This window comes from Glycomyces paridis (assembly GCF_004912155.1).
In the GTDB taxonomy this organism is placed as follows: domain Bacteria; phylum Actinomycetota; class Actinomycetes; order Mycobacteriales; family Micromonosporaceae; genus Glycomyces; species Glycomyces paridis.
The window spans coordinates 119,154-136,402 of the sequence record NZ_STGX01000012.1 but is presented as its reverse complement, the minus strand read 5'-3'; the positions used below and the strand labels follow the sequence as shown (position 1 = coordinate 136,402).

Annotated in this window: 19 protein-coding genes; 6 read left to right on the top strand and 13 right to left on the bottom strand. The window is 70.9% G+C overall.

The annotated features are described in order from the left end of the window. Positions 1-10: 10 nt before the first annotated feature. Entirely contained in the window at positions 11-1,462 is a 1,452-nt protein-coding gene (gene dnaB, locus E9998_RS16610; RefSeq protein WP_136530809.1) for a replicative DNA helicase, read from the bottom strand. A gap of 324 nt (positions 1,463-1,786) precedes the next feature. On the opposite strand from dnaB, the gene E9998_RS16605 reads away from it, so the two are divergent. After that, complete coding sequence (locus tag E9998_RS16605) at positions 1,787-2,176, top strand: hypothetical protein (protein ID WP_136530808.1); 390 nt, start codon at positions 1,787-1,789, stop codon at positions 2,174-2,176. A gap of 253 nt (positions 2,177-2,429) precedes the next feature. Here E9998_RS16605 and rplI read toward each other — a convergent pair whose 3' ends face one another. From rplI to rpsF, 4 genes are read right to left on the bottom strand one after another with little or no spacing between them, the layout of a single operon-like run. Further along, a complete protein-coding gene (gene rplI / locus E9998_RS16600; protein WP_136530807.1) occupies positions 2,430-2,891 on the bottom strand; it encodes a 50S ribosomal protein L9 in 462 nt (153 codons plus the stop codon). A 13-nt stretch (positions 2,892-2,904) separates the two neighbouring features. Then, positions 2,905-3,150, bottom strand: a complete 246-nt coding sequence (gene rpsR, locus E9998_RS16595) for a 30S ribosomal protein S18 (RefSeq protein WP_030160643.1) — start codon at positions 3,148-3,150, stop codon at positions 2,905-2,907. 56 nt (positions 3,151-3,206) lie between these two features. Continuing rightward, the gene (locus E9998_RS16590) at positions 3,207-3,713 is read right to left on the bottom strand and encodes a single-stranded DNA-binding protein (protein WP_136530806.1); all 507 of its coding nucleotides are present in this window, start codon (positions 3,711-3,713) and stop codon (positions 3,207-3,209) included. A 39-nt stretch (positions 3,714-3,752) separates the two neighbouring features. Beyond that, complete coding sequence (rpsF, locus tag E9998_RS16585; RefSeq protein ID WP_030160647.1) at positions 3,753-4,043, bottom strand: 30S ribosomal protein S6; 291 nt, start codon at positions 4,041-4,043, stop codon at positions 3,753-3,755. A gap of 273 nt (positions 4,044-4,316) precedes the next feature. Between rpsF and E9998_RS16580 the strand changes: the two genes are divergently transcribed. The 3 genes from E9998_RS16580 (at position 4,317) to E9998_RS16570 (ending at position 7,546) form a co-directional block, all read left to right on the top strand. Further along, a complete protein-coding gene (locus tag E9998_RS16580; RefSeq protein ID WP_136530805.1) occupies positions 4,317-5,978 on the top strand; it encodes a fumarate hydratase in 1,662 nt (553 codons plus the stop codon). 322 nt (positions 5,979-6,300) lie between these two features. After that, positions 6,301-7,077, top strand: a complete 777-nt coding sequence (locus E9998_RS16575; RefSeq protein ID WP_136530804.1) for an MHYT domain-containing protein — start codon at positions 6,301-6,303, stop codon at positions 7,075-7,077. A gap of 76 nt (positions 7,078-7,153) precedes the next feature. Beyond that, the gene (locus E9998_RS16570) at positions 7,154-7,546 is read left to right on the top strand and encodes a hypothetical protein (protein ID WP_136530803.1); all 393 of its coding nucleotides are present in this window, start codon (positions 7,154-7,156) and stop codon (positions 7,544-7,546) included. 35 nt (positions 7,547-7,581) lie between these two features. On the opposite strand, the gene E9998_RS16565 is transcribed toward E9998_RS16570, so the two are convergent. Then, on the bottom strand, positions 7,582-8,793 hold the full coding sequence (locus E9998_RS16565) for a DUF418 domain-containing protein (RefSeq protein WP_240037651.1): 1,212 nt from the start codon (positions 8,791-8,793) through the stop codon (positions 7,582-7,584). Positions 8,794-8,918: 125 nt separating this feature from the next. Between E9998_RS16565 and E9998_RS16560 the strand changes: the two genes are divergently transcribed. Next, on the top strand, positions 8,919-9,650 hold the full coding sequence (locus tag E9998_RS16560; protein ID WP_192907108.1) for a TetR/AcrR family transcriptional regulator: 732 nt from the start codon (positions 8,919-8,921) through the stop codon (positions 9,648-9,650). A 290-nt stretch (positions 9,651-9,940) separates the two neighbouring features. On the opposite strand, the gene E9998_RS16555 is transcribed toward E9998_RS16560, so the two are convergent. From E9998_RS16555 to E9998_RS16540, 4 genes are all read right to left on the bottom strand, one after another. Then, a complete protein-coding gene (locus E9998_RS16555) occupies positions 9,941-11,191 on the bottom strand; it encodes a glycosyl hydrolase family 18 protein (protein WP_240037650.1) in 1,251 nt (416 codons plus the stop codon). Between the two features lie 170 nt (positions 11,192-11,361). Beyond that, the gene (locus E9998_RS16550) at positions 11,362-11,778 is read right to left on the bottom strand and encodes an ArsR/SmtB family transcription factor (protein WP_136530802.1); all 417 of its coding nucleotides are present in this window, start codon (positions 11,776-11,778) and stop codon (positions 11,362-11,364) included. Further along, positions 11,775-12,431, bottom strand: a complete 657-nt coding sequence (locus E9998_RS16545) for an SRPBCC family protein (protein ID WP_136530801.1) — start codon at positions 12,429-12,431, stop codon at positions 11,775-11,777. Before E9998_RS16545 ends, E9998_RS16550 begins: the two co-directional genes overlap by 4 nt. Before the next feature lie 61 nt (positions 12,432-12,492). After that, entirely contained in the window at positions 12,493-13,857 is a 1,365-nt protein-coding gene (locus tag E9998_RS16540; protein WP_136530800.1) for a cystathionine beta-synthase, read from the bottom strand. A gap of 193 nt (positions 13,858-14,050) precedes the next feature. Here E9998_RS16540 and gndA point away from each other — a divergent pair, with 193 nt between their 5' ends. Beyond that, positions 14,051-15,481 carry an NADP-dependent phosphogluconate dehydrogenase gene (gene gndA, locus E9998_RS16535; protein WP_136530799.1) on the top strand — a complete coding sequence of 477 codons (1,431 nt, stop codon included), beginning with the start codon at positions 14,051-14,053 and terminating at the stop codon, positions 15,479-15,481. Positions 15,482-15,586: 105 nt separating this feature from the next. On the opposite strand, the gene E9998_RS16530 is transcribed toward gndA, so the two are convergent. From E9998_RS16530 to E9998_RS16520, 3 genes are read right to left on the bottom strand one after another with little or no spacing between them, the layout of a single operon-like run. Continuing rightward, complete coding sequence (locus E9998_RS16530) at positions 15,587-16,108, bottom strand: NUDIX domain-containing protein (protein ID WP_136530798.1); 522 nt, start codon at positions 16,106-16,108, stop codon at positions 15,587-15,589. Next, complete coding sequence (locus E9998_RS16525; protein WP_136530797.1) at positions 16,105-16,632, bottom strand: NUDIX hydrolase; 528 nt, start codon at positions 16,630-16,632, stop codon at positions 16,105-16,107. The genes E9998_RS16530 and E9998_RS16525 overlap by 4 nt, the downstream gene beginning before the upstream one ends. Then, positions 16,629-17,201: an NUDIX hydrolase gene (locus E9998_RS16520; RefSeq protein WP_136530796.1), complete on the bottom strand. Its 573-nt coding sequence runs from the start codon at positions 17,199-17,201 to the stop codon at positions 16,629-16,631. Before E9998_RS16520 ends, E9998_RS16525 begins: the two co-directional genes overlap by 4 nt. Positions 17,202-17,249 lie beyond the last annotated feature (48 nt).

Below are 17,249 nucleotides of genomic sequence, written 5' to 3'. Positions count from 1 at the left end.
GGACCGAAGGTCAGACGGCCATGTCCACGAAGCGCGAGAGGTGGAGCTGGGCGGCGACGGTGATGGTGTCCGTCGCGCCGTTGCGGTGCTTGGCGACGATGAAGTCGGCCTCGCCCGCGCGCGGGGACTCCTTGTCGTAGTAGTCCTCGCGGTGCAGCAGGATCACGACGTCGGCGTCCTGCTCCAGCGAGCCGGACTCGCGGAGGTCGGACAGCTGCGGGCGCTTGTCGGTGCGCTGCTCGGGTCCGCGGTTGAGCTGCGCGACCGCGATGACCGGGCACTGCACCTCCTTGGCGAGGAGCTTGAGACCACGGGAGATCTCCGAGACCTCCTGCTGGCGCGACTCGGTCTTCTTCGGCGAGGTCATGAGCTGGAGGTAGTCGACCACGATGAGCTTGAGGTCGTGGCGCTGCTTGAGGCGCCGGGCCTTCGCCCGGATCTCCATCATGGTCATCGAGGCGGTGTCGTCGACGAACAGCGGCGCCTCGGAGATGTCGCCCATGCGCTTGGCCAGGCGCGTCCAGTCGTCGTCGGAGAGGTCGCCCGAGCGCAGGACGTGCATCGGCACCCGAGTCTCGGCGCTCAAGAGGCGCATGACGATCTCGAGCTTGCTCATTTCGAGCGAGAACAGGGCCGCGGCGTGGCGGTGGTGGAGCGAGGCGTGGCGCATGAAGTCCATCGCGGCCGTCGACTTGCCCGCGCCGGGGCGTCCGGCGACGATGATGAGCTGGCCGGCCTGGAGACCCGAGAGGAGCCGGTCGAGGTCGGCGAAGCCGGTGGGGATGCCGGTCATGAGGCCCTGGCTGGCGCCGATCGCCTCGATCTCGTCCATGGCGGGCTGGAGGAGGTCGGAGAGGACCGCGAAGTCCTCGGTCTGGCGGTTGTCGGTGACCTCGTAGACGGCCTGCTGGGCGAGGTCGACGAGGTCGTCGATGTCGCGCCCGCCCTGGCCGCCGCCGTAGCCGTACTGGACGACCTTGGTCCCGGCCTCGATGAGGCGGCGCAGGATCGCCTTCTCCTTGACGATCTTCGCGTAGTACCCGGCGTTCGCGGCCGTGGGGACGGCGTTGAGGAGGTCGTGGAGGTAGGGGCCGCCGCCGATCTTGGCGAGGTCGCCCGCGTCGGCGAGGGCCGCGGCGATGGTGACGGCGTCGGCGGGCTCGCCGTTGCCGAACTTGTCGATGATCGCGTCGAAGACCATGCCGTGCTTGGGCTGGTAGAAGTCTCCGGCGCCGAGGACCTCGACGACGTCGGCGATCGCGTCCTTGCTCATGAGCATGCCGCCGAGGACGGACATCTCGGCCTGGACGTCCTGGGGCGGGGTGCGCTCGTAGGTGCGGGCGCCGCCGCCGGAGCGGCCCTCGCCGCCGGCGAACGGGTCCTCCGGGGGGGTGTCGAAGTAGGAACCGTTGGCGCCGTTCGCGCCTCGCGAGAAGACGCCTTCCGTCGACACGTCGGTCATGCCGTCACCCCCTCGGTCACCGTGTGTTCATGGAGAATGTACCGCCTGCTTATGACAGAAGAGCGGCGTCAACGACGCTATGTCGCGCCGGGCACGGTTGCAAACGGGCCTGTGGACAACCTGTGGATAACCCTGTGGACAACCTGTGGATAACCGGCCCCGGGCCTGTGGACAACCTGTGGACAAGAAGGTGAAGCGGCCTCGAATCCACCCCGTCACCTGTGGGGACGTCGTCCACCGCCTGTGGACGGAGATTCGTTCGTGCCAACTTGGCACTAGAGTAAAGTGCGGACCCCGGCACGGCATCAGAGGAGAGCGCGGCTCATGAATGCTCCCAAGCGCTCCGAGCGCAGGCCCCGGCTCGACCCCGAGGGCGACGACCGCCCCGGCGAGCGCGCGTTCACCCCGACGCTGCTGGTGACGCTCGCCTGGTACGCGGTGCCCGTCGTCGTCTACCTGACCTGGGTGCTCTCGCAGCCGCCGGTGGACGCCAGGTGCGCGGCGACCGGCTGCTCCGCGGCGGCGCGCGTTGGGGAGGCGGCCGCGGGCGGCTGGGCGTGGATCCTCTCCTCGCTGACGGCGAGCCTGCTCGTGGCGGTGCTGCTGCGCCTGCCGCGGGCCGGGTGGCGCGCGGGCGTGGCCGGTTCGGCGGCGGCGATCCTCGGCGCGGGCCTGGTGACGGTGGTGCTGCGCACCGCCGGCTGGGTGATCTGAAGCCGTACGGGCGGCCCCGAGTACCCGCCCGAACCCACCTTCACCACTACCGATGAAAAACACCAACCTCTCACCCGGGTGCGACCGCGCGGATACGGGCGGGAGGAGGCGGGCGCGCGGCGGGTTCGAACAGGGGCGGGCGAAAGCCTGCAAAAGGGAATGTTCGGGCGCGGCGGGTTCACCCGAAGGTGTGGACGGACGCGAGGAGGGCCCGCGACCTGATGGTCGCGGGCCCTCGGTTCGCTTGCGCGACCTACTTCTTGCGGCGCTTGGCCGGGGTCACCTGAAGCTTGAACTTCGCGGTCACCTCCGGGTGCAGCTTCACCGAGATGTCGTAGGTGCCGATCGACTTGATCGCCGAGGCGAGCTCGACGCGGCGGCGGTCGATCTTCGGACCCCCGGCCTCGTCGACGGCCTTGACGACGTCGGCCGCGGTGATCGAGCCGAAGAGGCGGTCGCCGTCGCCGGTGCGGGCGACGATGTGCGCGTCCGTCTTCTTCAGCTGGTCCGCGATCGAGCGGGCCTGGTCGAGGTCGTGGATCTGGCGGGCCGCGCGGGCGCGCTGGATCGAGTCGACTTCCTTCTGACCGCCCTTGGTCCAGGCGATCGCCAGGCCCTGCGGCAGCAGGTAGTTGCGCCCGTAGCCGGGCTTGACCTCGACGACGTCACCGGCCGAGCCGAGGTTGGGCACCTCATGAGTCAGGATGATCTTCATGTCGTGCTCCTTCCTAGCGGGTCTGGCTGGTGTACGGGAGCAGGGCCATCTCGCGGGCGTTCTTGACGGCCGCGGCGATCTGGCGCTGCTGCTGGGTGGTCACGCCGGTCACTCGGCGGGCACGGATCTTGCCGCGGTCGGAGATGAACTTCCGCAGCAGCGCCGTGTCCTTGTAGTCGACGTACTCGATACCCTCTTTTTCAAGCGGGTTCGGCTTCTTCTTCGGCTTCCGCAGGGGAGCCGATTTCGGGTTGGCCATGTGGTGTCTTGCCTCTTAATCGAGATCGTTCCGGGCCGCCTCGCGGCGGCTGCCGGTTAGAACGGCGGGTCTTCGTCGAACCCCGAGTTGCCGGCGCTCGCGCCGGCCGGGGCCGCGGAGGCCCAAGGGTCGTCGGGTGCGGAACCGCCGGTGTTGCCGCCGCCCCCGAAGGAACGACCGCCTCCACCGCCGGAGCCAGCGCCCGACCGATTGAGCTTCGCAGTGGCGAACCGCAGCGCGGGGCCGACTTCCTCGACGTCGAGCTCGTACACAGTGCGCTTCTCGCCCTCGCGGGTCTCGTAGCTGCGCTGCTTGAGCCGGCCCTGGACGATCACGCGGGTGCCGCGCGACAGGGACTCGGCCACGTTCTCGGCGTACTGGCGCCAGACGCTGCAGGTGAGGAACAGGGCCTCACCGTCTTTCCACTGGTTCGACTCCTTGTCGAACGCGCGCGGGGTCGATGCGATACGGAACTTCGCGACGGCGGCACCGGACGGCGTGTAACGCAGTTCGGGGTCGTCGACGAGGTTGCCGATAACCGTGATGACTGTTTCTCCTGCCATGACCTATTCTCCTCAGGTCTCGCAGTTGCAAAGGTCGGGTTACCGAAGCTCCGGTCGCAGCACCTTGGCCCGCAGCACCGACTCGCTGAGCCGCAGCTGACGGTCCATCTCCGCGACGGGACCGGGCTCGGACTGCAGGTCGACGATGGCGTAGATGCCCTCGTTGCTCTTGTTGATCTCGTAGGCGAGACGGCGCCGGCCCCAGACGTCGATCTTGTCGACGGCTCCCCCGGCGTCCTTGACGCCCTTCAGGAACTTCTCCAGTGTCGGGCTGACCTGGCTCTCCTCGAGATTCGGTTCGAGGATCACCATGAGTTCGTAATGCCGCAAGATCGCTCCACCTCCTTTGGTCTCGATCGGCTGCGGTCTCTCCGCAGCAGGAGGAATCACTTGCGCGTGCCCACCCCGGTCCGGGATCCGGTCCGCAGCGGGCAACCGCGCAATCGTACCTGCTAGTGGGCGGTGCGGCCTCGCCGCTCCGCCTGGATGTGACGCTACCGCCCGGGTACGACAGCGCGGGGGCCGACACCGCCTCGAACACCGGCCCCGCATGAGGATCGCCTCACCTCGGCGCCTGGCGCCCGCCGCGCTAAGTTGGGAGGCGTGACATCGGAGTTCCACTACACCGACCTGCTGCCCACCGGACCGGACACCACCGAGTACCGCCTCCTCACCGGGGAGGGGGTGAGCACGGTCGAGGCCGCCGGGAGGCGCTTCCTCACCGTGGAGCCCGAGGCCCTCACGCTGCTGGCGGCCGAGGCGATCAAGGACATCTCCCACTTCCTGCGCCCCGCGCACCTCGCGCAGCTGCGCTCGATCCTCGACGACCCCGAGGCCAGCGGCAACGACCGCTTCGTCGCCATGGACCTGCTCAAGAACGCCAACATCGCCTCAGGCATGGTCCTGCCGATGTGCCAGGACACCGGCACCGCGATCGTCATGGGCAAGCGCGGGCGCCACGTCCTGACCGACGGCCGCGACGAGGAGCACCTCTCGCGCGGCATCTGGCAGGCCTACCGCGACCTCAACCTCCGCTACAGCCAGATGGCGCCGGTCTCCATGTGGGACGAGAAGAACACCGGCTCGAACCTGCCCGCGCAGATCGACCTGTACGCCGAGGGCGACGACGCGTACAAATTCCAGTTCATCGCCAAGGGCGGCGGCTCCGCCAACAAGTCCTTCCTGTTCCAGGAGACCAAGGCGATCCTCAACCCCGACGCGATGATGCGGTTCCTGGAGGAGAAGCTCCGCCAGATCGGCACCGCCGCGTGCCCGCCGTACCACCTCGCGATCGTCATCGGCGGCACGAGCGCGGAGTACGCGCTCAAGACCGCGAAGTACGCCTCCACCAAGTACCTCGACTCGATGCCCACCGCCGGCTCGGCCCTCGGCCACGGCTTCCGCGACGTCGAGCTCGAACAGGAGGTGCTGGGCCTGACCCGCCAGTTCGGCATCGGCGCCCAGTTCGGCGGCAAGTACTTCTGCCACGACGTGCGCGTCGTCCGCCTGCCGCGCCACGGCGCGTCCCTGCCCGTGGCCATCGCCGTCTCCTGCTCGGCCGACCGCCAGGCGATGGCGAAGATCACCGCCGAGGGCGTCTTCCTGGAGCAGCTGGAGACCGACCCGTCGAAGTACGTGCCGGAGGTGCAGGAGGACGACCTCGACGACGAGGCCGTGCGCATCGACCTCAACCGGCCCATGGCCGAGATCCGCGAGGAGCTCTCGAAGTACCCGGTGAAGACCCGCGTGTCGCTCACCGGCACGCTCGTGGTCGCCCGCGACATCGCCCACGCCAAGATCAAGGAGCGCCTCGACGCCGGGGAGCCCATGCCGCAGTACCTCAAGGACCACGCCGTCTACTACGCCGGGCCCGCGAAGACCCCCGAGGGCTACGCATCGGGCTCGTTCGGGCCGACCACGGCCGGGCGCATGGACTCCTACGTCGACCGGTTCCAGGCGGCGGGCGGCTCGTTCGTCATGCTCGCCAAGGGGAACCGCTCGCAGCGCGTGACCGACGCCTGCAAGTCCCACGGCGGCTTCTACCTCGGCTCCATCGGCGGCCCGGCCGCCAAGCTCGCCCAGGAGAACATCAAGTCGATGGAGGTCCTGGAGTACCCCGAGCTGGGCATGGAGGCGGTCTGGAAGATCGAGGTCGAGGACTTCCCGGCCTTCATCGTCGTCGACGACAAGGGCAACGACTTCTACGAGGCCACCCGCCAACCGGTCCTCACCCTCGGCCGCAAGCCCAGGATCACCGTCAACTAGCAGCTCACGAGCAGGGCCGCCGACCATCGGTCGGCGGCCCTCGCCGTGCGCACAATGATTGTCCGGTTCGGTGCGAACGGCCATAGTTCGCCGCCGCTCGGTCCGCTTTGCGTTCGGGTACCGGCCGGTAATGCGTGGTTTCGTGGCGGTTCGCCGGGCTCGACGGTGCGCGGTCCACCGCCGCACGCACCCCCATCGCAGCAGGTAGTCGACAATTCGGGACAACGCCGTGACCTGCGCCGGAGCGTCTTCGCGGTTAGGCTACGAACGACCGTCCCGCCCGCAGGCGGTCGTCCCCGCACCCGATCCCCCGGAAAACACCATGATCGAACATTTCTCTCACGGTCTCATCACGCTGCCCGCGGCGTTCCTCGTCTCCATGACCGGCTCGGCCCTCGGCCTGCTCATCGCGCGGCACGCCCGCCGACACGAGCAGCGCTCGCGCCGCGCCCTGTGGCTGTGCCTGGCCGCGTTCGCCATCGGCGGCACCGGCATCTGGGTCATGCACTTCGTCGCCATGCTCGGCTTCGACGTCAAGGACGCGACCCTCCTCTACGACCCGCTGCGCACCACCGCCAGCGCCGTCGTCGCCGTCGGCGTGGTCGCCTGCGGCCTCTTCATCGTCGGCCTCGGCAGGTACTCGGGCCTCAAGCTCGCCCTCGCCGGGCTGCTCACCGGCCTCGGCATCGCCGCCATGCACTACATGGGCATGGCCGCGATCAACGCCGACGTCGACTTCTCCTACCGCACCGGCTACGTCGTGGCCTCCGTCGTCATCGCCGTCGGCGCCGCCACGGTCGCCCTGTGGCTCTCCTGGCGCCTGCAGCGCACCGCCGCCATGTGGCTCGCGGCCGTCGTGATGGCGCTCGCGGTGAACCTCATGCATTACACGGCGATGCTCGGCGTCCAGGTCGCCGGCGAGGTCGAGGGCATGGTGGACGGCGCCCACTCCATCGACCTCATCTTCCCGATGGCGACGCTCACCGCGATCGTCCTGCTCATCCTCATCTTCACCGTGGTCACGGTGCCCTCCGAGGAGGAGATGCGCACCGAGGCGCGCATGGCCTCCATCGAGGAGGGCCTCGCGAGCGGCCGGTGAACGGGCGCGGACCGCCTACACTGGAACGGCGCCGCACCCCCCGCCTCCCGGCCGCACACCGACCACGGAGGACCCCATGAAACTCCGCGCCTCCTTCGCGGGCACGTCGATCGCCGCGCCGGTCGGCCTCCTCGCCGTCCTGCCGATCCCGCTGGTGGAGCCGGGCCTGGGCTACGGGGACGCCGCGTTCTGGGCGATCGCGGCAGCGGCCTGCGCCGCCGTCGTGCTCATCGGCGCCGCGGCCCGCCCGATCGGCATCCTCAAAGTCGACGGCCCGCGGCTCTACATGCGCGGCAAGTACGGCTGGAACCTCAAACACGAACTTGCCGAAGGGGAACGGCTCGACTTCGCCGACGGGCGCCTGCGGGTGCGCCTCGCCGACGGGACGTTCGACGGGCCCGTGTACGCGGTGCGGTGGATGGTCGCCCGCCGCGACTGGGATCGCCTCGAAGCCGCGCACCGCGACTGACCGGCCCCGGCGCCGGAGCGCCGGGACCGGACGGGTCAGCGCCTCCCGTAGGTGAGGCGCCGCAGCAGCGTCTCGGCCGGGCCGCGGTGGCCGCCGCGGCGCATCGCCTCCGAGGCGGCCACGGTCACGAGCCACACCGCGACCGCGCACACCCCGGACAGGACGAGGGGGCTGCCGGTGCGTTCGCCGAGCGCGAGCGTGAACGGCATCGCCAGGACCATCCAGGCGACCGACTGGAACAGGTACCCGCTCAGGGAGCGCTGGCCGAGGGCGCCTACGGCGGTGACGAGCGCGCCGGGCCGGCGGCCGCGGCGCGTCAAGGCGTGGGCGGCCAGGCCGAAGAGGGCCGCGTAGCCGACGCCGCCGAAGAAGCCCGAGGTCTCGTACAGCATCTTGACCGGGGCGGCGGCGTCCTCGCCGACGTCGAGGTAGCCGCCCGCGAGCAGCGCCATGGGGAGTCCGGCGGTGACCGCGATCGCGAGTCCGCCCGCGGCGGTCCAGCCGAGCAGTCGCAGGTGGCGGCCGGGTTCCTCCAGGAGGCGGCGGCGCCCGGCCCAGGCGCCGACCCACACCATGAGGATCATCGGCAGCAGCGTCAGGGTGTGGACGGGCCATTCGGCGGCGCGCTCGGCCAGCGACGCCGGGTAGGAGTCGGCGAGGACCGAGGGGAAGGGGGTGAGCGGGACGGCCGCGCCGCCCGGGGCGGAGGCGAGCGAGCCGAGGGCCAGGAACGCCAGGACAGCGACGTAGGCGAGGCCGATCGCGAGGTACCAGGGCGCGAAGCGGTGGACCTTGTCCGAGCGCTGGAGCAGGATCAGCGTGAACGCGATCCCGATGAGGCCGTAGGCGCCGAGGAAGTCGCCGGAGTAGAGCAGGAGGCCGTGGGCGGCGCCGAAGGCGACGAGCCACGCGTTGCGGCGCAGCAGCACCGAGCGGACCTGGCGCGGGTTCGCGCCGGAGGACTCCTGGCGGCGCGCGAGCTGCACGAGCCCGTAGCCGAACATGAGCGCGAACAGCGGGAACGCCCTGGCGTGGACGAGTTCGACCATGAGGAGGTTGTAGAGGCGCTCGGCGCCTTGGGGATTCGCCTCTACGCCGGGCGCCGAGGCGAGGAAGACCCCGGCGGCGTTGGCGAGGGCGATGAGCAGGAGCATCGCGCCGCGGGCGAGGTCGGGCGCGAGGGCCCGCTCGGCGGCGGTGACGGGCCCGCGGGGGACGCGGGGCGGGGCTTGCAGGTCGGCGGTCACGTCGACGCCTCCAATGGGGTCGTGTCCTCGATTTAGTGTCTCAAGGATAGTATCCTAGAGACACTAATTGGGTGTGCGATGATGGGCCCCCGAAGCGAAGCGCGGTACGGAGGTGACGGGATCGCATGGACGAGGCACCGGTGCCGGTCGAACTCGCGCGGCTGTGGCGCATTTCATCGGAGACGAGGCGCGGGCGCCCCGCCCGCCTCGACGTCGACGCCGTCGTGGACGCCGCGATCGCCCTCGCCGACCGCGACGGCCTCGCCGCCGCCACGCTCCCCAAGGTCGCCGAGTCCCTCGGCGTCACCAAGATGTCCCTCTACCGGCACGTCGGCTCCAAAGAGGAGCTCGTCGCCCTCATGGCCGACGCCGCCGGGCCGCCCCCCGCGGACCTGCGCGAAGGCGACGGCCCCTGGCGCGAACGCCTCGGCGCCTGGGCCGAGGCCCTCGCCGACCGCCTGGAGCGCCACCCCTGGCTCGCCGACCTGCGCGTGACCGGCCCCCCGAGCGGCCCGAACGGCATCGCCTGGTTCGACGCGGGCCTGCGCGCGATGCGCCGCAGCCGCCTCGACTGGGGCCCCAAGGTCCGCACCGTCATGATCGTCAGCGACTACGTGCAGGGCATGGCGCGGCTCGCGCAGGGCCTCGCGGCCGGACGCGGCGGCGCCGACCAGGCCGCGGCCGAACTCGCCTACGGGAAGGCCATGGCCGCACTGGTCGACCCCGCGCGGTTCCCCGACGCGGCCGCGCTGTTCGCCTCCGACACGTTCGCCGACACCGGCGCGGACACGGCCGAGGCGGACTTCCGCTTCGGCCTCGACCTCATCCTCGACGGCGTAGCCGCCCAGGCCGACTGAGACGCGAAGCGGGCCCGGCCGTGGTGGAGCACGGCCGGGCCCTTCGTCGCGCCCGCGGCCCCCGGCGCTCGTGGCCCGGGAACCTAGGGGGTGCTGGCCAACCCCTGACGGCCGCTGGCCGGTCCATTTGCCCGCTCGCTTCGTTGTCGGCCCTTTGGATACAACCCCGGTATCCAAAGGGCCTTCCGCCTTGCGAGCGAACAAATGACCTCGGCCATCGACTCGCCGGGGGTTGGCCAGCACCCCCTCTCAGACGCGGCGGGGCGGTGCCGGGCGCGCCCGGCGCGGGGTCACTGCGGCAGCGAGCCGAAGTGGCCTGCCACCGTGTTCGCGAAGTTGTAGTTGTTCGTCGCGTCCCAGTTGATCGACCAGGTCATGGCCCCGCCGATGCCCGGGTAGGCCTGGGAGGGCGTGAAGTCGCCGCAGTTGACGAGCTTCGCGAGGCAGTCGAGGGCGTTGTTGACCATGGTCGGGCTGACGTAGCCCGACCCGGCCGCGCGCTGGACCGCCGGGAGCCCCAGGCCGACCTGGCTCGGGGCGAGTCCGGCTTCGAGCTGGATGCAGGCCTGCGCGGTCAGGAAGTCGATGTCCCCCTGGGCGTAGACCTTGTCGTCGCACCCGAGCATGGTGCCGGAGTTGTAGTACTGCATGTTGACGATGGTGAGGATGTCCTTAGTCTCCGTGGCCAGCTGGTAGTAGCCGCCGGAGGTGAACTGGAAGTCGATGGTCTGCGGGGCCATCGTGTAGACCAGGCCGGCGCCGTAGCCGGCGCGGATCGAACGGATCGCCGTCTCCAGGGCGTCGGCGTTGATGCCGTGCTCCAGGTCGATGTCGACGCCGTCGAAGCCGTACTCGCCCATGAGCGAGAGCACCGAGGCGCTGAACGCGGACGCGGTGGCCGCGGAGTTGACGGTGACGTTGCCCTTCTCGCCGCCGACGGAGATGACCACGTGCCGGCCCTGGGCCTTGATCGCGGCGATGTCGGCCTTGAACTCGGCCTCGGTGTACCCGGCGTTCGTCAGGCTCGCGTCGAGCGCGAAATCGACCTGTCCGGGCGTGGTGGTGGACTCGGCGAAGGCGATGGCGATGATGTCGTACGAGGCGGGGACCTCGCCCAGCTCCATGACGCCCGAGCCGTTGTCGAAGTTGTGCCAGTAGCCGGTGAGCAGCGCGTTGCCGCCGCCGGGCGGGTCGGTCGGCGGGTCGGTCGGCTCCTCGGTCGTCGGTTCGTCGGTGGTGGGCTCGTCGGTGGGCGGCGTGGTCGGCTCGGCGCCGTCGCAGGCGCCGAGGTCCTGCCAGACGCCCCATTCGCCGGTGGTGCCGGGGGTCTCGCCGGTGGTCCACCACTTGGCGCGGTACTCGCGGTCCTGGTGGCTGACGAGGTCGCCGCCGGTGTAGATCTCGGTCGACTGCCAGGCCTCGCCGTCGCAGACGGCCTGGGCGCCGGCGCCTTGGGAGAAGAGCAGGGGGACGGCCACGGCGGCGACCGCCGTCGCGAGGGCGGTGGCGGCGGTGATCGCCGCTCTGCGGGTGCGTCGCAAGGGACCTCCATATATTTAAAGATTCCTAAATATAGCTCCCTAATAGTGTCGTCCGACACGGCCGCTTGTCAAGCTCGCCGGGGACGAAAAAACCGACTCGCCCGGTTTGGGTCGCGCCTTCGCAAGCGGCCCAACCGAATGAGTCGGAATCATTCCTATTGCGGGGCCGCTCAGGCGACCCCGGACCGGCGCTCGTCGGGGCGCTGGGCGCGGCCGGTCTGCCCGGCGATGCGCCGTTCCCGCCGCCCGCGCGCGAGTTCGGTCGCCAGGGCGTCGAGCGGCCCGGCGAAGCCGTCGGCGAACCGGGCCAGCCACTCCTGGACCGCGGCCAGGCCCGTCTCGTCGACGCCGTAGACGCGCTTGGCGCCCTCGGCGCGGACGGTGACGAGCCCGGCCTCGCGCAGGACCTTGAGGTGCTGGGAGACCGCGGGCTGGGAGATCCCGCCGCGGGCCCTGCCGCCGGACACGGGCCGCTCGGCGAGGGCGAGGACGATCGCCCCGGCGGGCCGGTCGCCCTCCCCCAGGAGCTCCATGATCCTGCGGCGCACCGGGTCGCCGAGCGCGTCGAGGGCGGCGTCGGCGCTCACGCTTGCCCGGCCTCCTCCGGCGGCACGGTGTAGAAGGCGACGACGGCGTCGACGGCGGCCTTGGCCTCGTCGGGGTCGTCCCCGTCGCCGATCGCCGCGGCGCCCCAGGCGTCGCCGAGGAGGCGCGCGTAGGCGACGCCCTCGGGGCCGGTCATCCACCGCTCCCACTCCTCGGAGTCGAGCGAGGCGGTGGTGGCGAGGTGGTAGCCGAGGCTGTGCAGGAGGCCGTCCCAGCCGATGCCGACCGCGCCGGGCCCGTACTGGCGCCACAGCTCGGGGTCGACGGGGGCCTCGTGGACGAGTTCGAGCACCGTGGCGGCGCCCTCGTCGCTCAAGCGCACCTCGAGCCAGGAGACGCCGCCGCCGAACTCCCAGGTCACGGCCAGCAGCTCGGGGGCCTCGCAGTGCTCGATAGTGCCGCCGGCCTGGGCCTCGAACTGGTAGCGCCCGCCGACCTCGAGGTCGCCGCTCACCGGCTGGAACCAGCGCGGGAGCCGCTCGGGGCTGGTGAGGGCGTCCCACACGTCGGCCCGGTCGGCGCGGTAGGTCCGGCGCGCGACGAGGACCTTCGTGGCGGCGCCGTCGCGCAGGCCGGTGCGGATCTCGCGCGCCACCATCCCGGCGGACGCGATCGGGTCGTTGAAATCGGGCATGACTCCTCCTTGTATAAGTTCTAACTTATATTAAGGTCGTGTCCTCGCGACTGTCAAACGCTCATTGCTCCATGTACCCCAGCAGGTCCTGCCGCGTCAGCACCCCCACCGGCTTCCCCTCCGCGAACACCATGAGCGCGTCCCGGTCCTGGAGCGCGGCCACCGCCCGCTCCACCTGCTCGCCCGAACCGATCGTCGGCAGCGCCTCCCCGACATGCCGCTCGATCGGATCGTGCAGGGTCGCCTTTCCCGAGAACAAGGCGTCCATGAGGTCGCGCTCGGCCACCGCCCCCGCCACCTCGCCCGAGGTCACCGGCGGCTCCGCCTTCAGCACCGGCATCTGGCTCACCCCGTACTGGCGCATGATGTCGATCGCCTCGCGCACCGTGTCCTGCGGATGCACATGCACCAGCTCCGGAATGTCCCCGCCCTTGCGCGCCAGCACCTCGCCCACCGCCGTCGCGCCCGAACCGCCCATGAACCCGTACTCGGTCATCCACGAGTCGTTGAAGATCTTCGACAGGTAGCCGCGCCCGCCGTCGGGCAGGACCACCACGATCACGTCCTCAGGCGACGCGTCCCGCGCCACCGCCAGCGCCCCGACCACCGCCATCCCCGCCGAACCGCCCACCAGCAGGCCCTCCTCGCGCGCCAGGCGCCGCGTCATCGCGAACGACTCCGCGTCCGTGACCTCCACGATCCGGTCGGCCAGCTCCCGGTCGTAGTTCGACGGCCAGAAGTCCTCGCCCACGCCCTCCACCAGGTACGGCCGACCCGTCCCGCCCGAGTACACCGACCCCTCCGGGTCCGCGCCCACGACCTGCACCCGCCCGCCCGACACCTCCTTGAGGTACCGGCCGATCCCCGTGATCGTCCCGCCCGTCCCCACGCCCGCGACCAGGTGCGTCAACCGCCCGTCCGTCTGCTCCCACAGCTCCGGGCCCGTCCCGTGGTAATGCGAGGCCGGATTCGCCGGATTCGAGTACTGGTCGGGCTTCCACGCCTTGTCGATCTCGCTGATGAGCCGATCCGACACCTTGTAGTACGAGCGCGGGTCCTCCGGGTCCACCGCCGTCGGGCACACCACCACCTCCGCTCCGTACGCCTTCAGCACGTTCCGCTTGTCCTCCGACACCTTGTCCGGGCACACGAACACGCACGCGTACCCCCGCTGCTGCGCCACCATCGCCAAACCCACGCCCGTGTTCCCGCTCGTCGGCTCCACGATCGTCCCGCCCGGCACCAGCGCCCCCGAGGCCTCCGCCTCGTCGATCATCCGCTCCGCGATCCGGTCCTTGATGGACCCGCCCGGATTCAGGTACTCCACCTTCGCCAGCACGGTCGCCGCCACCCCCTCGGTGACCGAATTGAGCTTCACCAGCGGCGTGTTCCCGATGAGATCCAGAACGGATTCGAAGTACTGCATCCCCACAGCCTAGGCCCGCCGACCCCGCCGCAGGCGGAGGCCGCAACCCCCGCACCGCAACCGCGATCCCCCGCGGGCCGCGTCGGCAAGCGCCGATCCCGCTGCGTGGATACGATCGGCCGTGATCGCGTTCCGACCGGACCGACCGGCGAGAATCGGGGCGCACACCTCTTACGCAACGTTGGGAGACCGAATGAGCACCGCTGACATCGGCGTGGTGGGGCTGGCCGTCATGGGCTCGAACCTCGCCAGGAACTTCGCCCGCCACGGCTTCACCGTCGCCGTCTACAACCGCACCCACGCCAAGACCACCGAACTCATCGAAGCCCACGGCGACGAAGGCGACTTCGTCCCCGCCGAGGAGCTCGCCGACTTCGTCGCCTCCCTCAAACGCCCCCGCAAGGCCATGATCATGGTCCAGGCCGGCAACGCCACCGACGCCGTCATCGACCAGCTCGCCGCCCTCATGGAACCCGGCGACATGATCATCGACGGCGGCAACGCCCACTTCGAGAACACCCGCCGCCGCGAAGCCGCCCTCCGCGAGAAAGGCCTCCACTTCGTCGGCACCGGCGTCTCCGGCGGCGAAGAAGGCGCCCTCCTCGGCCCCGCGATCATGCCCGGCGGCTCCGAAGAGTCCTACGAGACCCTCGGCCCCATCCTCGAAGCCATCGCCGCCAAAGCCCCCGACGGCACCCCCTGCTGCTCCCGCCTCGGCCCCGACGGCGCCGGCCACTTCGTCAAGATGGTCCACAACGGCATCGAATACTCCGACATGCAGCTCATCGGCGAGGCCTACGACCTCCTGCGCCGCGGCGTCGGCATCGAACCGGCCGACCTCGCCAAGACCTTCTCCGAATGGAACGCCGGCGAACTCGACTCCTACCTCATCGAGGTCACCGCCGAAGTCCTCGGCCACACCGACGCCGCCACCGGCAAACCCCTCGTCGACGTCATCGTCGACCAGGCCGGCCAGAAGGGCACCGGACGCTGGACCGTCCAGATCGCCCTCGACCTCGGCGTCCCCGTGACCGGCATCGCCGAAGCCACCTTCGCCCGCGCCCTCTCCTCCGGCGTCAAACAACGCGAAGGCGCCGTCGACCTCCTCACCGGCCCCACCGAGAAGGTCCAGTTCCCCGAGCACTTCGTCGAGGACGTCCGCCAGGCCCTCTACGCCTCCAAGATCGTCGCCTACGCCCAAGGCTTCGACCAGATCGCCGCCGCCAGCGCCGAATACGACTGGAACATCGACCTCGGCTCCTGCTCGGCCCTGTGGCGCGCCGGCTGCATCATCCGCGCCCGCTTCCTCGACCGCATCACCGAGGCCTGGCGCTCCGACCCCGACCTCCCGACCCTCCTGGCCGCGCCCGAGTTCACCAGGATCGTCACCGACGCCCAGGACGCGTGGCGGCGCGTCGTCGCCACCGCCGCGCTCGCGGGCATCCCGACCCCGGGCTTCTCCTCCGCGCTGGCCTACTACGACGGCCTGCGTTCGCGGCGGCTCCCGGCGGCCCTCATCCAGGGCCAGCGGGACTTCTTCGGCGCGCACACGTACAAGCGCGTCGACCGCGAGGGCACCTTCCACACCGACTGGTCGGGCGACCGCACCGAGATCGAGCTGTAGCCCCCGAACGGCGCCGCCCCCGCTCGATGAGCGGGGGCGGCGCCGTTCGTCTTGTCGCGGTGTGCCGCCGTGGGCGTGTGCACGCAGCGCGGGGACCGACTCCGGTCAGTCCTCGGGGAAGACGGGGCCGTGGGAGCCGCCCAGATCGACCGGCTCGGGGGGTACGTCGCCGTCGCGCAGGCGCTTGACGAGCGCCACCAGGCGCTCGGGTTCGATCATCCCGTCGGAGGAGCCGCACGCCCCGACCGGCAGCCAGTCGAAGCCGAGCCCCAGCTCGTACCCGGCGCCGGCGACCATGCGCGGCGTGAAGCGCTCGACCCGGTGGAAGAAGTACCAGTTCTTCTGGACCAGCAGCCGCCCGCGCGGGAAGCACACGTACACCCCGAACGCGACCGGGCCGGCCAGCGCCGCCCGGTCGATCCGCAGCCCGGTCTCCTCGTAGACCTCGCGGACCGCCGCGTCGGCGAGGTCCTCGCCGTCCTCCACGCCGCCGCCCGGGGTGAACCAGCGCGGCACGCCGTCGCGGCAGCGGTCGCCGCCCATGTGGAGCACGGTGTCGTCGGGGGCGAGGAGCACGACCCGGGCGGAGGTGCGCGACTCGGCGCCGGTGAGGCTTTCGATGCTCATCGCGCGGCCGCCTCGTCGCGGGGGTCACCGGCCGGTTCGAGGCGCAGCGGTTCGGCGGGGACGTCGCCGCCGATGAGCCGTTTGAGCAGCCCGACCAGCGGGTCTCCGGGGATGTCGAAGCCGCCGTCGCCGAGGTCGTCCACGCCGAACCAGCGGAACTCGAGGTCCTGCTCGTAGGCGTCGCCGCCGCTGACGTGCGGCGAGTACCGCTGGACGCGCGTGTAGAACAGGTAGTTGTCCTGGGTGAAGACCGCGCCCTCTTTCGGGCGGCTGAAGGCGCGGCGCGCGACCGGGCCGACCAGGTCACCTTCGCCGACCCGCAGGCCGGTCTCCTCGAACAGCTCGCGTACGGCGGCGTCGAGCGGGCTCTCGCCGGGGTCGATGCCGCCGCCGGGCAGGAACCAGCGTGCGGGCCGTTCGGCAGTGGCGGACCGGCCGATGAACAGGACCGCGTCCTGTTCGTCGATCACGATGCACCGCGCGCCGTACCGGTCGATTCGGGTGGGTTCGTTCGTCGCGCTCACCGGTCAAGTATGGAGGCACGCTCGGTAGGCGTCCAGTCTCTATCCGCGTTCCACCGCCAGGCGCCCCACGCGAGCCGAACGGGCGCAACGGGACCCGTGCCGCCCGTCAGGTCCTTGAGCAGGTCGGCGATGCCCGCGGGGAACACCAGGGCGTCCGCGGCGGCCACCTCGCCGGGCGTGAGCCAGCGCGCCGCGGTGAACTCGGCCTGCTCGACCTCTTCGAGCCGGTCGCGGACGGGGTCGAAATGCGCGACGCGCTGGAAGAAGTAGACGTCCTCGGAGTGGATCTCCAGTTCGGGCCCGTCCGACCACACGCCCGCGGCCTCGGCGACCACCGGCCCGAGCCCGCCGGGGTCCAGCCGCAGCCCCGTCTCCTCGAACACCTCCCGGACGGCCCCCTCCTCCAGCGTCTCGCCCGGGTCGAGCCCGCCGCCGGGCGTCACGAAGTACTCCACGCCCGGCCCCATGTAGTCGCGGCTGTAGAACAGCAGCACGCGGTCCTCGTCGTCGACCAGCAGCACCCGCGCGCACCGCCGCCGGACCGTCTCCGGTTCCCCTTCGGCACTCATCTGACGAGTATGTGCCCCAGGCCCCGGATCGACAATCCGGCGGCGTCA

Coding starts and splice junctions, on each gene's coding strand:
- rplI (WP_136530807.1), bottom strand. CDS start 2,891: ATGAAGATCATCCTGACTCATGAGGTGCCCAACCTCGGCTCGGCCGGT.
- E9998_RS16570 (WP_136530803.1), top strand. CDS start 7,154: ATGAAACTCCGCGCCTCCTTCGCGGGCACGTCGATCGCCGCGCCGGTC.
- E9998_RS16545 (WP_136530801.1), bottom strand. CDS start 12,431: ATGCCCGATTTCAACGACCCGATCGCGTCCGCCGGGATGGTGGCGCGC.
- E9998_RS16530 (WP_136530798.1), bottom strand. CDS start 16,108: ATGAGCATCGAAAGCCTCACCGGCGCCGAGTCGCGCACCTCCGCCCGG.
- E9998_RS16540 (WP_136530800.1), bottom strand. CDS start 13,857: ATGCAGTACTTCGAATCCGTTCTGGATCTCATCGGGAACACGCCGCTG.
- gndA (WP_136530799.1), top strand. CDS start 14,051: ATGAGCACCGCTGACATCGGCGTGGTGGGGCTGGCCGTCATGGGCTCG.
- E9998_RS16590 (WP_136530806.1), bottom strand. CDS start 3,713: ATGGCAGGAGAAACAGTCATCACGGTTATCGGCAACCTCGTCGACGAC.
- E9998_RS16605 (WP_136530808.1), top strand. CDS start 1,787: ATGAATGCTCCCAAGCGCTCCGAGCGCAGGCCCCGGCTCGACCCCGAG.
- dnaB (WP_136530809.1), bottom strand. CDS start 1,462: ATGACCGACGTGTCGACGGAAGGCGTCTTCTCGCGAGGCGCGAACGGC.
- E9998_RS16560 (WP_192907108.1), top strand. CDS start 8,919: ATGGACGAGGCACCGGTGCCGGTCGAACTCGCGCGGCTGTGGCGCATT.
- rpsR (WP_030160643.1), bottom strand. CDS start 3,150: ATGGCCAACCCGAAATCGGCTCCCCTGCGGAAGCCGAAGAAGAAGCCG.
- E9998_RS16520 (WP_136530796.1), bottom strand. CDS start 17,201: ATGAGTGCCGAAGGGGAACCGGAGACGGTCCGGCGGCGGTGCGCGCGG.
- E9998_RS16575 (WP_136530804.1), top strand. CDS start 6,301: ATGATCGAACATTTCTCTCACGGTCTCATCACGCTGCCCGCGGCGTTC.